At 59.7% G+C, this 14,530-nt stretch carries 11 protein-coding genes; 4 read left to right on the top strand and 7 right to left on the bottom strand.

The genetic code is table 11. The features are described 5' to 3' along the window. Nucleotides 1-117: 117 nt before the first annotated feature. The gene (locus tag BCF46_RS15205) at nucleotides 118-870 is read left to right on the top strand and encodes an MlaA family lipoprotein (RefSeq protein WP_121026121.1); all 753 of its coding nucleotides are present in this window, start codon (nucleotides 118-120) and stop codon (nucleotides 868-870) included. Next, nucleotides 863-1,456, top strand: coding sequence for an MlaC/ttg2D family ABC transporter substrate-binding protein (locus BCF46_RS15200; protein WP_170157951.1), 594 nt, complete (start codon nucleotides 863-865; stop codon nucleotides 1,454-1,456). Before BCF46_RS15205 ends, BCF46_RS15200 begins: the two co-directional genes overlap by 8 nt. Here BCF46_RS15200 and BCF46_RS15195 read toward each other — a convergent pair. After that, nucleotides 1,453-3,654, bottom strand: coding sequence for a transglycosylase domain-containing protein (locus BCF46_RS15195; protein WP_121026115.1), 2,202 nt, complete (start codon nucleotides 3,652-3,654; stop codon nucleotides 1,453-1,455). The genes BCF46_RS15200 and BCF46_RS15195 overlap by 4 nt on opposite strands. A 257-nt stretch (nucleotides 3,655-3,911) precedes the next feature. On the opposite strand from BCF46_RS15195, the gene BCF46_RS15190 reads away from it, so the two are divergent. Both BCF46_RS15190 and BCF46_RS15185 read left to right on the top strand, forming a co-directional pair. Beyond that, complete coding sequence (locus BCF46_RS15190; RefSeq protein ID WP_121026112.1) at nucleotides 3,912-4,250, top strand: P-II family nitrogen regulator; 339 nt, start codon at nucleotides 3,912-3,914, stop codon at nucleotides 4,248-4,250. A gap of 23 nt (nucleotides 4,251-4,273) precedes the next feature. Further along, nucleotides 4,274-5,593: an ammonium transporter gene (locus tag BCF46_RS15185; protein ID WP_121026109.1), complete on the top strand. Its 1,320-nt coding sequence runs from the start codon at nucleotides 4,274-4,276 to the stop codon at nucleotides 5,591-5,593. Between the two features lie 74 nt (nucleotides 5,594-5,667). Here BCF46_RS15185 and trxA read toward each other — a convergent pair whose 3' ends face one another. The 6 genes from trxA to tsaE all read right to left on the bottom strand — a co-directional run bounded on the left by trxA (nucleotide 5,668) and on the right by tsaE (nucleotide 14,529). Continuing rightward, complete coding sequence (gene trxA / locus BCF46_RS15180; protein ID WP_121026106.1) at nucleotides 5,668-5,988, bottom strand: thioredoxin; 321 nt, start codon at nucleotides 5,986-5,988, stop codon at nucleotides 5,668-5,670. A 66-nt stretch (nucleotides 5,989-6,054) separates the two neighbouring features. Further along, complete coding sequence (addA, locus tag BCF46_RS15175; RefSeq protein WP_121026103.1) at nucleotides 6,055-9,393, bottom strand: double-strand break repair helicase AddA; 3,339 nt, start codon at nucleotides 9,391-9,393, stop codon at nucleotides 6,055-6,057. Further along, entirely contained in the window at nucleotides 9,390-12,305 is a 2,916-nt protein-coding gene (addB, locus tag BCF46_RS15170) for a double-strand break repair protein AddB (RefSeq protein WP_121026100.1), read from the bottom strand. Before addB ends, addA begins: the two co-directional genes overlap by 4 nt. After that, complete coding sequence (locus BCF46_RS15165; RefSeq protein WP_245990176.1) at nucleotides 12,298-12,993, bottom strand: nucleotidyltransferase family protein; 696 nt, start codon at nucleotides 12,991-12,993, stop codon at nucleotides 12,298-12,300. The genes addB and BCF46_RS15165 overlap by 8 nt, the downstream gene beginning before the upstream one ends. Beyond that, nucleotides 12,986-14,002 carry an aminoglycoside phosphotransferase family protein gene (locus tag BCF46_RS15160; RefSeq protein WP_121026097.1) on the bottom strand — a complete coding sequence of 339 codons (1,017 nt, stop codon included), beginning with the start codon at nucleotides 14,000-14,002 and terminating at the stop codon, nucleotides 12,986-12,988. The genes BCF46_RS15165 and BCF46_RS15160 overlap by 8 nt, the downstream gene beginning before the upstream one ends. Further along, nucleotides 13,999-14,529, bottom strand: a complete 531-nt coding sequence (gene tsaE, locus BCF46_RS15155) for a tRNA (adenosine(37)-N6)-threonylcarbamoyltransferase complex ATPase subunit type 1 TsaE (RefSeq protein WP_121026094.1) — start codon at nucleotides 14,527-14,529, stop codon at nucleotides 13,999-14,001. The genes BCF46_RS15160 and tsaE overlap by 4 nt, the downstream gene beginning before the upstream one ends. Nucleotide 14,530 lies beyond the last annotated feature (1 nt).

The following is a 14,530-nucleotide window of genomic DNA, read 5'->3' as shown; positions in this document are numbered from 1 at the left end:
CCTTTCAATCCTCTATTGTTATAAAGAGTGCTAGGCCGTGGCTTGAATATCTGGAACTTTGCAACATCGTCTCATATAGCGCCACACTTGGACTTTAGACGACCCGGATGGGGGCAAATGAATAAAATGGTATATGTTTTGTCGAAGCGGATTTGCGCCGTGCTTGTGGCCGTTGTGGTTGCCGGGTGCACCGCTGCCCCCATTGGTGTTGGGATTAACGATCCTATCGAAGATCAGAACCGCGACACCCATGCCGCCAATCTTTCGATTGATAGGGCGTTGGTGCGTCCTGCATCAAATGGCTATGGCTCATTCGTGCCGTCACCTGTGCGCACGGGCGTGTCGAATTTCGCGTCCAACCTGAATCTGCCGGGGCAAGTACTCAACAACCTGCTGCAATTTCGCATCGAGAATGCAGGCCACAACACGTTCCGTTTCCTTATGAACACGACGTTCGGGTTTGGTGGTCTGCTCGACGTGGCCACGGAAGCAGGCTTGGAAAATCGTCGTACCGACTTTGGCGAGACGTTGCATGTCTGGGGGGCGCCTGAAGGCGCGTATCTGGAACTTCCACTCGTCGGGCCATCGACCGAGCGCCATGCTGCAGGTCGGGTCGTGGATATTTTGATGAACCCGCTTAATTTTGCCGTAGACGGCCCGCTAAGAAGTGCCGGGACCGGTGCCAGCGTGGCCGCACGGTTTGGTGATCGCTACCGCTATTCAGATTTGGTAGACTCGGTTCTATATGAAAGCGAAGACGGCTACGCGCAGGCGCGGCTTCTTTATCTGCAAAACCGGCGCTTCAAGCTCTCGGGCGGGGCGCAGCCGGACTATATTGACCCCTATGAGGACGTCTATGGTAATGAATAATCTCTTTTCACGTCGTACATTCGTCGCAAGCCTTGCTGCGCTGACACTGCCGCTTCCGGCCTTTGCGTTGTCCGGCTCTGCCGCCGAAAAGCTTGTCGAGAGCGCAGTTGGCGACATCAACAAGATCATCGCTTCGGGCAAGTCCGAGAATGCGATGCTGCGTGATTTCCAGCGCGTGTTCGAGCGGTATGCCGACGTGAATATCATTGCCCTGACGACGCTTGGGCCTGCACGCCGTAGTGCCAGCAAGGCTGAGGTTTCGGCGTTTGTGTCCGCCTTCAAAGGTTACTTCACTCGCAAATATGGCAAGCGTTTCAACGAGTTCGTCGGTGGTCAAATCATCGTCGAAGGCTCTCGCGCGTCGAAAAGCAACGTGGAGGTCAAGTCCACCGCCAAGTTGCGTGGTTCTGCGCCGTTCAAGGTGACTTGGCTTGTGTCGGACAAATCCGGCAAGCCGAAGATCTTCAATATCATCATCGAGGGCGTGAATACGCTGACCTCGGAGCGGGCCGAAATCGGTGCCATGCTCGACAAGCGGCGCGGCGACATCGGCGCGCTGACCGCCGACCTCAAAAAGCTGGGTTAATTCCCGCCTAACAGTTTCCCGAGCAGATTGCCCACATCGCGGATGATCTGCTCGGTGACGTTTTCCAAATTTTGGTTGCCTTGCGTGTTGCCACGCCTGCTTTGCGCCACACGGGGCTGCTGGACGGGTTCTGGCCGCGTCACGCGCGGTGGATTTGCCGGCCGGATCATGGGCAGCGGTTCCGCCGGAAGGCCGTCCGTTACACGCACCATGGTCTCTTTCCAAATGTCCGCCGGCAATCCTCCGCCGGTCACGTCGTTTAGCGGGGTATTGTCATCATACCCCATCCAGACGCCCACGACATACTGAGCGGTGAAACCGATGAACCAAGCATCCTTCGCGGCACTTGTGGTGCCGGTTTTGCCCGCGACTTCGCGGTCGCCCAGCTTCGCACGCCGTCCCGTGCCGTCATTGACGACGCGGTACATCATGTAGGTGAGCTGTTGCGCGGCACTTTCGGTGATAACCCGCTCGCCGTAGCCGCCGCCTTGGCCGAACAGCGCGTCCTGGTCGCCTTTCAGGCGTAGTTCGCGAATGCCGTAAGGTGATACTGCACGCCCGCCGTTCAGGATGCCTGCGTAGGCCCCTGTCATCTCCAACAGTGTGCTTTCAGACGCGCCAAGCGCCAGCGCGGGGCCGGCGGCCAGTTCATTGTCGATGCCGAATCTTTCGGCCACATCGCGCACGTTGTCACGGCCCACGGCTTCGGACACTTTCACGGCTACGGTGTTTATGGACTGCGCCAGCGCATCGGTCAGCGTCATTTCGCCTTTGAAGTTGCGTGTATAGTTCTTCGGCGTGTAGGGGCCCGAGCCGGGGACGTTGATAGTGAAGGGTTCATCCACCACAATGCTGTCATACTGGAAGCCCAAATCCATCGCGGCGGCATAGACGAACGGCTTGAAGGCCGATCCGGTTTGCCGCTTGGCCTGCACTGCGCGGTTGAACGCGCCAGAGACCTTCGCTTGACGCCCGCCCACCATCGCGCGCACCGCGCCATCGGCAGACATGACCACAATCGCGGCCTGCGCTTCGGAGCCTTCGCGCACTTTTTCCTCGAAGATGTAATCCAGCGCGTCTTCCGCGGCCTTTTGCAGGCGCGTGTCGAAGGTGGAGCGGATCATCACGTCTTCGGTCGTATCGTTCGCCAGAAAGTCCGGCGCGGTGTCCATCACCCAATCTACGAAATAGCCACCGGCCCGCGCTTGCGCGGCTTTGGACAGGGTCGCAGGGGCGGCGTTCGCGGCTGCTTCGTCGGAAGACGAGATATAACCCTGCTCTCGCATCAGCTTCAGGACCGTCGCCGCGCGATCTTGGGCGCGTTGCAGGTTGTTTGTCGGCGCATAGGTCGACGGGGCCTTCAACAAGCCCGCCAGCATTGCAGATTCCGGGATGCTGACTTTGGCGGCGTGTTTGCCGAAATAGATTTGCGATGCGGCCTCGAACCCACGCGCGCCGCCGCCCAAATAGGCGCGGTTCAGATAGATCGACAGGATGTCGTTCTTCGAATACTTGGCCTCCATCGCCAGCGCGTAGAGCGCTTCCTTGCCTTTGCGGGCCAATGTGGTGCGGCGGCAGTCGGCTTCGTATTCTGTTTCGTTCTTCCATTTGGTGGGGTCAAACTTCACACCAAGGCACAGCAGCTTGGCCGTTTGTTGCGTCAGGGTCGAGCCGCCGTTGCCTTTCCACGGTTTGCGCCCCTCGCGCATGTTGATGCGCATCGCCGATGCGATACCACGCGGCGAGATGCCCAGATGCCAGTAGAACCGCTTGTCCTCGGTCGCGACCACGGCGTTTTTCAACGCAGGCGCCACGGATTCCGCGCGGACCGCACCGCCGAAATTGTCACCCCGCCATGCGAAAACCACGTTCTCGCGGTCCAGAACCGTGACCGAGCCACGGGTCCGCCCGTCCAGCAATTCCTCAACCGGAGGGAGTTGCGCATAGGTATAGGCCACGGCAGCGGCCAGCAGGATCGCGGCGACGGCGGTGATCCGCCATGTCAGCCGCCAGATCAGCCGGAAGGTCCAGACAAACGGGAACAGAATCCACCCGATAACGCCACGCTTGCGCGGCGCGGCCTTGCGCTTGGTCACGCGGGGTTTCGGCTTGGCCTTTGGCTTCGGTTTCGCCTTAGCGGCTTTGCTATAGCGTTTTTCGGCCACCAAAGGGGGCTTCTTTCTTCCAGAATTGCTCATGTACCTGCGCTTCAAAGCTGCTTTTTGTTGGGATCAATATAGGGCGGCTTGGGACAGATGTGGAGGGGAAGTCTGTGCAGGCTTCGTCTCAATTTCGCTTAATTAGCGTGCAGCGGCTAAAATTTGTGCAAGAATTCATGCCGCAGAGCAGCATTTTCTCCAAAATCAGGGTCCACAGCATTGCTGCGGTCACGTGCAGCGACTGTCTTTAACCCAGACGCGCCCCGGCAATCGGGGCAAATTTGAAGGGGAAGACAGTGAAACTGATCATTGCAGCAATCAAGCCGTTCAAGCTGGAGGAGGTCCGCGAGGCGCTGACCGCCATCGGCGTGCGCGGGATGATGGTGACCGAGATCAAGGGCTTTGGCTCTCAGTCAGGTCACACGGAAATCTACCGCGGCGCGGAATACGCCGTGAACTTTGTGCCGAAGGTAAAGCTGGAGATCGCGGTGACCGCTGCCATGGCCGACCAAGTGGTCGAGACCATCGCATCCACCGCGCGCACGGACAAAATCGGGGATGGCAAAATCCTTGTGCTCGACGTGACGCAAGCCGTCCGCGTGCGCACCGGTGAAACAAATGAAGATGCGCTTTAGGGCGCCGCAAGGGGATAAGACATATGAAACTCACTAGAACACTGCCCGTTGTTGTCGCGCTTATCGCGCAGCCGACCATGGGGCTGGCGCAAGATGCGGACGCGCTTCCGACCTTCGCCGAAATCGGCTTCATCCTGAACACGTTTATGTTCCTCGTGGCGGGCTTCCTTGTCTTCTTTATGGCGGCGGGTTTTGCCATGTTGGAAGCGGGGCTGGTCCGCTCGAAGAACGTGACCATGCAGTTGACCAAGAACATCGCGCTCTTCGCGCTGTCGGCGATTGCGTATTACCTTGTCGGTTACAACCTGATGTATCCGGGGGATGGCTGGAGCATGGACGGTCTCCTTGGCGCATTTTCCACGACATCCCTTGAGAATGTTGGCCTTGAGGGTTCCGAACCTGATCTGACCTACGCCTCTGTTGGTTCCGACTTTTTCTTCCAGCTGATGTTCTGCGCCGCCACCGCGTCGATCGTGTCCGGTGCGTTGGCCGAGCGGATCAAGCTGTGGCCCTTCTTGGCCTTCGTGGTTGTGCTGACTGCGTTTATCTACCCGATCCAGGCCTCTTGGAAATGGGGCGGCGGCTTTCTTGACGGGATGGGTTTCCAGGATTTTGCGGGGTCCACTGTTGTGCACTCGGTCGGGGGCTGGGCGGCTTTGGCTGGCGCGTTGATCCTTGGTCCACGCATCGGCAAATACAAAGACGGCCGAACGGTTCCGTTCATGGGGTCCAACCTGCCGCTGGCAACGTTGGGGACGTTCATCCTGTGGATGGGTTGGTTCGGCTTCAACGGTGGCTCTCAGCTGTACATGAACACCGCTGGTAACGTGGCAGACATCAGCCGCATCTTCGCCAATACCAACACGGCGGCGGCCGGTGGGGCTGTGGCTGCGCTGATCCTGACCCAACTGCTTTACAAGAAGGTCGACTTGACCATGGTGCTGAACGGCTCACTCGCCGGTCTGGTTTCCATCACTGCGGAGCCGCTGACCCCATCGCTGGGTGCCGCGACTTTGATCGGCGCGGTGGGCGGCATCATCGTGGTCTTTGCGGTGCCTTTCCTCGACAAGCTGAAAATCGACGACGTGGTCGGCGCGATACCTGTTCACTTGATGGCGGGTATCTGGGGCACCATCGCAGTGACTTTCACCAACGGCGACGCAAGCCTTGGCACGCAGCTTTACGCGATTGCCGTGGTTGGCGTGTTCGTCTTCACGGTGTCCAGCGTGATCTGGTTCATCTTGAAGTCGACCACGGGTATCCGCGTCTCCGAGGAGGACGAGGTCATGGGCCTCGACATGGCAGAGCTGGGTATGGAGGCGTACCCAGAGTTCAAAAACTAGGCGCTAACCTCTACGCAAAGAAAAAGGGCGCGGCCAACCGGCTGCGCCCTTATCTATTCGATTAAGTGATCAGCTTAGATAGTCTCTTTGATCCAGCCGTCAAAAGCGGATTTCGGAGCAGCGCCGACTTTGTTCGAGACGACTTCGCCGTCCTTGAACATGAACAATGCTGGAATGGAGCGGACGCCGACCGCTGCAGCAGCATTGGGGTTTTCGTCGATATTCACTTTGACGATTTTGACTTTGCCTTCGTACTCAGAAGATAGCTCTTCCAAAGCTGGTCCGATTTGTTTGCAAGGACCGCACCATTCGGCCCAGAAGTCGACCATGACAGGAATGTCAGAGTTGCGGACTTCGGCATCAAAAGTTGCATCGGTTACTGCGACGGTGGCCATGTGATTAGCCCTCCAAAATGTGTGTGATTAAGGTTGAGTGGAACCTAGGTATCCCAAGGGCGCACGTCAAGATGTATGGGCTGCGACCAGTGCCGACCTCACGATGTCGTGCGGAAGCGTCATTAATTGCGCTGTTTGTGTCCAAAGGATTGCAACCTCTATAGATTTTTCCGGATACAGTTGCTCCAGCATCTCCAGATAGGCCCCCATCTGTGCCAAAATGCCCGACGGAGTTTTTTCCGGCGTGCTTGGGACGACCATGTTCGACTTGAAGTCCACGGCTAGGATTCGGTCGCCGTCGATGATCAACCGGTCGATGGTGCCCAAGGCAGATTGCCCGCCAAGCGAGGGCAATTTTGCCGTCAGCGTGATCTCTGCCAAACTCCCATCCGCGAAGATATGAGCAAGCGCTGGCGCGGCCAGAACAGATTGCGCCAGCGGCAGCAGGTCTTCATCATTCGGGCCGTATCTGCCCAAGCGGTTCGCCAGATCTATGGGGTCGGTGGCATGTGGCAGGTGTTCCAGCAACCGGTGCAAGACCGTTCCGCGCAACTTGGCGTCGTCTTCCGACAACGCATTGCCGCTGGGGTCGGGCAACGCTTTCGCGCCGTTCAGTTTCGACGGCGAAAGCGGCTCTGATGTCTCTGGTCGATCGGGAGCTTTGGTCATGATCCAATCGGCCAAGGCCGCGGGTTCAACTGAAACGTCCGCCTCGCGGGTGGTCACGTCTGCGGGCCATTGCAAATGCTCCAGTCGCCCGTCATTCGCGCCAGCCGCCGCCATTCCCGCTTCTGCCACGGCATACCAACCACCATCGTCCAGCTTCGCAGGCTTGCCCGCGCCACAGACAATCAGCCAGCTTTCTGCCCGCGTCATCGCCACATAAAGCAGCCGCATCCGTTCTTCGCGCTGACGGGTTTTGATCTCGTTAGTCAGCTCGATTTGAACCGCAGGCATGTCCTTAGAGCCCGCCTTCCAGAACGCCACCCCGTCGCGATGCAAAACGTCATCGCGCACGGTGTTGGTCACCTGACCGGTATCGGGCAAAATCACGATCGGCGCTTCCAGCCCCTTTGCCCCATGCACGGTCATCACCCGAATGGCGTCACCGGCGCTGTCCATCTGGCGTTTGATCGTCACCTCGTCACGCGCCAGCCATTCCAGAAATCCGGTCAGTGACGGGATGTCGGCCCGCTCATAGGCCATCGCCTGATCCAGTAGTGCTGCAATGCCCTCGTCAGCCTCAATGCCCAGCCGCGCCAGCAGCTTCTCGCGGCCATTGTGACGGGTCAGCACGCGCTCCAGCAGGTCGTAGGGGCGTAGATAGTCGGCATTGTCGCGCAGGTCGCGCAACATGGCGTTCACCCGCGTGAACCGGTCTTTTTGATCCTCAAGCGCGCGGGTCAGGTAGTTTGGGCGGCCATGGGCAAGATCAAACAGTTCGGCTTCCGACACTCCGCACAGGGGGGATCGCAGCACGGCGGCCAGCGACAAATCATCCTCCGGCGTCGCCAGATAGCGCATTAGCGCGGTCAGGTCTTTTACCCCAAGCTCCGCCCCGATCCTAAGCCGATCAGCACCCGCCATCGGCAGGTTCGCATCCTTGCAAGCGCGGATAATCTCGTGGAATAGGGTCGATCTGCGCTGGACAAGGATCAGGAAATCCCCTGCCTCAATCCGGCGCGTATCCGGAACGTCCTGCCCGTTCACGCGCTTGATTTCGGTGATCTGCCCATGCAGCAGCCGGTCTTTGATGGTTGCGGCGATCTGGCGGGCTAAAATGACGGAATGATGGTCATCGCCGACAGTATCAACCGGATCAAACCATTCCTTCTTCTCGGCTTTTTCGGTTTCGTCAATCCAGTCCCACAGGTCGACCCGACCGGGCAGGTCTTGCTTGAACGCCACGTGCTCCACACGGTCGCCCATGCCGCGCATCAGGTCGCCGGTGAAGTTGGCGTCCACCAGACTCAAAACCGCCTTTGAAGACCGGAACGAATGCAACAAATCCTGACGCTGCAACGGCTGCCCGATGGCGCTCAGTTTTTTGTCAAAATGCGCGCGCATCGCTTCGAACTCATCGGGGTCAGCCCCTTGGAAAGAGTAGATGGATTGCTTCTGATCGCCGACCACGAAGATCGTCCGCTCCGTGTCTGCCCGGGCCCCCTGTCCGGCGGTGAATTCCTGCGCCAGCAAGCGCACCACGTCCCATTGGCGCGGTGCGGTATCCTGCGCCTCGTCCACCAGAATATGGTCAATGCCGCCATCCAGCCGGAACAGAACCCACGCCGCGACATTTGGATCGGTTAACAACCCGCGTGCCTTTAGGATCAGGTCGTCAAAGTCGAGCCATGCGTGCGCCTGCTTATGCGCCTCCAACCGCGGCAGGTAGGCTTGCGCAAACCTGTGCAGCGCCACATTGCGCATATGGGCCGCCAGTGCCTGCCGCATTGGGCGCGCCTCTGAGACACGCATTCGAAGCGCATCAAAAGGGTCTAACAAGGCCCCAAGCGCATCTTTTGCGCCCTTGGTCGGTGGATGCGCCTTCGGTAAACCTTCGGATTTGCCGGACGCCGACAGGAACAGTTTTTCCAACTGCGTCAGCAATGAAAAACTGGGGGTGGAGCAATCCAGCATCGCCAAGCTTTGCCCAAGCGCCATGTCGGTCTTGCCTGTGCAGCTTTGCAGCACGGCCGCCGCGTCGCGTAGCATCGCGGCCTCGTTGCCGTGAAAAACAGATTGTAAAATCGCGTCTTCGGTCAGACCAGCGGCAAGCCCACCCGCCGCGCGCAGGTCGGCGTCCGAGGTGACTTGGGTGAACAGCTCCTTGCGCCCTAGAAGTTCTTGCAAGAACCCGTCCATCTCCGCGCCGCTGAAGTATTGGGCGAAGGCGGCCATGGCGTCGGGCGCTTGCAATGCAACCTCCTCCATCACGTCTTCGCGCAAGGCTTTCGCGGCGCGATCGTCCATTTCGGAAAAAGCGGGCGATACGCCGGCTTCCAGCGGGAACCGGCGTAGCAGAGACGCGCAAAACGAGTGAATTGTCTGGATTTTCAACCCGCCCGGCGTCTCGATTGCCTTCGCGAACAACCGCCGTGCGTCGGACAGTACATTCGGAGCAATTTCGGACGCACCTAGCGCCGTCAGGCTTTCCCGCAACTTGGCGTCGGGCATCATCGCCCAGTCACCTAGGCGCTGGAACAGGCGGTTCTGCATCTCGGAGGCGGCTGCTTTGGTGTATGTTAGACACAAAATCCGCTGTGGTGGCACACCATCCAGCAGCAACCGCGCCACACGGTCCGTTAGCACCCGTGTTTTGCCTGATCCCGCATTGGCGGCGAGCCATGTCGATGCCTTCGGATTGGCCGCAGCAACCTGCGCTTGCGTGGCCGCGTCCCGCCTCATTGCCCCACCTCCATCGCCACCGCGTCGTCGGTCTCATCCCACTCGCCAAAGCGGGCGAGGTGATCGTAGTTTTGCTCCCAGCGGGTCTCGAACACCGCACGGCGCGACGAGAACCCCTTGTCGGGTTCCATATAGGCGCCGATCAATGCTGTCAGATCCTCCCAAACTTTATCCAGATCGCCGAAGTCGAACCGGTCGCCCTCTTGTTTGGGATCGGAGCCAAGCCCGATATAGTCCGCAGCGATCACTTTGCGCCGTGTTAGACCCTTAAATCCGTCGCGATCGGCAATTGCAGCCAATAGTGGAAGTTGCTTGTTGAAGTGCTCGCGTTGCGCCTTCGTCGGCAAAGCCCCCGTCTTGTAATCATACAAGAACAACGCCCCGTCAGTGGCCTCGTCGATGCGGTCTGCGCGGCCTTCCAAGGTGAAATCCATACCGTCCAGCATAACGCCGCCCTTGTCTTCTTGGCGCAAGGGTCGGGCATATTGGCGGCGGTTATGTTCAGTGTCGATAAACCACGGTGCTACGCGGGCCAATTTGGCCCGCCACATGGCGCGGGTTGCGGGCCATGGGACCATTTCCGCGAAAATTTCATCGGCCATATCAGTCAGTTTCTGGGCGGCGTGTTCCGGCAGGTGGGTCGCGGTGTCTGCAATGAAACGCTCCAAAACATCATGCAGGGCCAACCCACGCAACGGCGCATCCGCCGAGGCATGCAGCGCATCGAGCGGACGCAGCCGCAGCACATAGCGCGCGTAGACTGCATAGGGGTCGCGGATCAGCGTCTCAATCTGCGTGACAGGTAGTTTTTTGGGGCGAGCAGCGACAGGCGGGATCGGCGATGGACGCCGGGCGGGTGAAACCTGCACGCGTGGGGTGTCGAGCGTCGCGGCAAGCGTCACCCATTCCGCGCCCCGCGCCAGCATCGCCTCCAACGCCGGTTTGCCCTCGCCTTCCAGCCCGTTCAACAAGTTGGTCAGACGGTTAATCCAGCGCGACGGAACGGTCTCGGCCTCCGCGTTGCGTTTGGCTCGGGTCAACCACACTTCGGGCGCGGCAATCGCCTGCTGGAAATCATGCGCTGACAATCCGATACGCCGATCCGGCAACAGAAGCCCCGCGTCGCGGCGCATCTGGCGATTCAGCCATGGGTCAGGGCCGGGAAGTTCCGGCCAAACGCCGTCGTTCAGCCCTGCAAGGATCACCATGTCAGAGCCTTGAACCCGTGCTTCCAACGTCCCCCAAATCATGATGCCGGGATGCGGCGCATTCGGGTCGCGGACTTCATGCTGGTTCAGCACGAAATGCATCAGGTCGCCGTAGTCGGCGCAACTCATTTCGCCCCCCGCGTCCGCCGCTTCGCGCAGCTCGGCGACGGCTTTTGTGGCCTCTTCGCCGGTTGGCTTGTCCCATAAGACATCCGTGCAAAGCTGCTCGGTCAACGCGATGTGGGTCTCCAGCAGTTCTGGAAGCGGGGCGGGCGCACACGCGGCCAACGCGTCAAGGATGTTCCAGACCCAAGTGACCCAAATCTGTGCGCCCTCGTCAGATTTGCGTTTCTCCGCCCACACCAGAACGTCGTCGCGGGACGGAAAGGGTGGCCCGCCCCGTAGCAGCTCAAGCTCAAGATCGCGGGTGCGCTTAAGGTGATCACCTCGGTTTCCATGTGCCACCAGCGGGTGTTTTAGTAAGGCCAGCAATTTGTCCGACGGCAGCTTACGCCCCATCAACTCCGCCGTTTGCCGCAAAATGCGACCGCTTGGCGTTTGGGGCAGCGGAATGCCGGCACTGTCGTCCGGCTCTATCCCCCAGCGTTGTAGGGCGGCGGTAACCTGACGGGTCAGCATCCGGTCGGGTGAGATCAGGGCGGCACTTTGGCCACCCTCGGCGGCCTTGCGCAGTCGCAGTGCAATGGCGAGCGCTTCGTGGCGGGCCGTTGGGGCCTCGATCAGCGTCACTGCACTGGTCGCCGTGGCCAAGTTTTGCAGCTTAGGGCCTTCCAGCAGCCACTCGTCGGTCACAGGTGCAGGGCGCAGCGCCAGCGACACGAGTGCATTGCGCTCTGTGCTGGCTGGTGGGGTGTCATGCCAAAGTGAAACGTCGTTTTTTGTCAGGTTCAACGCCCTAAGCAACGGATGGAACCGATATTGCGGATGGTCTTCGCTGGCCAGATCATCATCCAACTGGTTCCACACGATTTCAGGCATATCAGTGTCGAATCCGGGCAAAATCAACGCGCCTTCTGGCAACTTCGCCACCGCCTCCATCAGCAACCTTGTGGTGCCCCGCGATCCGGTTGAGCCGGCGATAATCACCGGATGGGCCGGTGGCGTTTCCGCCCAACGTGCGATCAACCGGTTCACCACCACGCGTTGCCGCGCTTCGGCATTCAATGGCTGGTCAGACGCGAAAAACTTGGTCACCAATCTCAAAAACTTTTGACTACGCTCCCAGTGGGCGGAATGGCTTTCGACGTCCAACTCGCCCAATCGGTCAGGATGCACCCCCTCGCCTTGCATCTCCTCCATCAACGCGGCGAGGCTGTCTGCCAGATCAAAGGTATGCGCGCGCGCCGCCACATCAGGCTCCGCCTCGATCAATTTGCGCACCAATTGCGCAAGTTCCAATCGTCGCATCAACGGATTTACCGCATCGGGAAGATCTGCGCCTACGTCGTCGCGCCCCAGGTCAGTGATCAGTCGCAGTTGTGGCAGGAAGCTTGCATTTTGCTGCGCAAACAGGGCGCGGATGCGGCGTTGCATGCGGGCGGTGTTCACGAATAGCTGCACCTTCGCCATCTCGTGTGGTGCCGTGCCAGTCATGCGATCCAGTAAGCCCTGAACCAAGGCTGCTGGGAAATCCACACCGCAAGGTAGTGCGAAAACACGGGGGCGATCGGTGGGGTCAAACATGGCCGTGTTGCTCCAGCATTTTCTCCGCCAACCCGATGCCATCCGGCGTGCCGACATCAGCCCAAAACCCGGGATATTCGATACCAAAAAGCTGGTGTTCGGGCAGCATCTGATCCCACAGAGCGTTAAGCGAGAAGCTCGCCTCATCAATATCCGCCAGCCCGCCGGTATGCAGCACCTGCGCGCCTGTGTAGACCATGCCACCAGCATCGCGCGTCAAACGGTGTTGCGCATCAGCGGCGAAGTTGCCTGCGCGGGTGTACCCGACGGTGCGCTCCAGCGGGACCAGCAGCAGTAACGCGCCCATCTGTTCGGGTCGCCATGCGTCGCGCAGGCAATCGAGCGGGTTCGGACCCGCCCACACAGCGTCAGAATTCAAGGTAAACACGGGGTCACCGCCCAGTAGTGGCAAAGCGGCCTTCAACCCCCCGCCCGTATCAAGAATATCGGGCCGTTCAATCACTACCTCCACCTCGGGGCGCTTCTGTAAATGCGCCGCGACCATCTCGGCCTTGTAATGTGCGTTGACCATCGCGCGCAGGCCCGCCGCGTGGGCTACCTCCAACGCATGGTCAAGCAACGCGCGCCCGGCAACTTCGATCAGCGGTTTCGGGCGGGTTTGGGTCAATGCGCCCATCCGCGTGCCGAACCCTGCGGCGAAAACCATGGCAGCGGTTGGTTCACCCATGTGCTGCGGCCTTGATGCGGGCGATGACATCTACGCTGGGCGCAGGAACGTGGGTTTCGATGAAATAGCGCAGTTCTTTCAACGCGGGATGAGCCAGATCATCCACCAAATTGCCCCAGACACGCGGCATCAGATTGGGGTAGTTCGGTTTTCCACCCCGGACGCAAAGCCGCGCGAAACCGCCCATGATCCGCAGATTTCGCTGTGCCGAACAGGCGGCATAAGCCGCGGGAAACTTCGCGGCATCCGCGCCGGTTTGCGCTATGTAATAGCGCAGCATGTCGCGTTGCACGTGCGGATCCACGTCGCGTCGCGCATCTTTCAGCAATGAGGCAAGATCGTAGGCTGGATGCCCTAGCATGGCGTCTTGAAAATCCAGCAACCCAACACGAGCGGCACCCTCTCGCCTGGGCAGCCAGAGCAGGTTCTCGGCATGGTAGTCACGCTGCACCAAAACCACGTCATCGGTCATATTCCGCGCTAACATATCACTAACCAACCGGTCAAATTCGCGACGTGTAGAGTCAGAGGTCGCGCGGCCCGTGCCATGCGGCAGATACCAGTCGGTAAGCAGCATCGCCGTCGTAGCCATTGCTTTGGCGTCGTATGGTGCAAGCACAGGTGGTTTGGCTTGTTGAGCTATGATCAACGCATCGATTGCGGTTTGATAGAGCCGTTTTTGGAGTTCAGGCCGGGCTTTCACAACACGTGCGAACAGGTCGTCGCCAAGGTCTTCGATTAGCAAAAATCCGTGCGCGATGTCCTCGGCGTAAATTGTCGGGGCGCTAAGCCCCAGACTCGTCAGATGTCGCGCGATCGCAGTAAACGGACGAACGTCCTCCCCCTTTTCGGGTGGCGCATCCATCAACACGGCAGGGGGGAGTCCGTCCGCGATTATACGGTCGTATCTGCGGTTCGAGGCGTCGCCTGCCAAGGGCACCCGCGTCGCGTCGCGCCAGTCTGTAGTGGCAAGAAAATCCTGCGCCAGATCGTGTCGGGTTCGGGTCATTCTGCAGTGCTTTCCATCGCCGCTTGCAGGCGGCCAATCAGGTGTTCAGGCCCGGTAATCCGCATGTCACGGCGATCTTCGCCGCTGAGACTCGGCGTCAAGGTCATCTCGATCGCGCCGTCAGGTCGCAAGCCGCCAAGCCGGTCGGGCCACTCGATCAGGCACAGCGCGGTGTCGAAGGCTTGCTCCAGCCCTAGTTCGATCAATTCATCGGGATTTGTCAGGCGGTACAGGTCAGCGTGCCACACGTCCAACGAGCCCAACTCGTAGGTTTGCACCAGCGTGAAAGTTGGGGAGGGGACGTCCTCCACTTCGCCATTCCGCTGCATTAGGGTCTGGATGACGCTGCGCGCGAAGAAACTCTTCCCCGCTCCAACGGGGCCGTTGAGCAACACGCAAAGCCCCGGTGCAGCAATGGTTGAGAACGCGCGCGCAAGTGCTGCGGTCGCCTCCGGGCGTGCCAAATCCCGCGTCCAAACGGACAGCGTTTCGTCTGAGGGGTGCTGGGATGAGGCGGGAGGTGTCATA

The organism is Litoreibacter meonggei (assembly GCF_003663885.1).
Taxonomy (GTDB): Bacteria; Pseudomonadota; Alphaproteobacteria; order Rhodobacterales; family Rhodobacteraceae; genus Litoreibacter; species Litoreibacter meonggei.
Note: the sequence above shows the minus strand (reverse complement) of the source record. Positions and strands in the feature narration are given on the sequence as shown.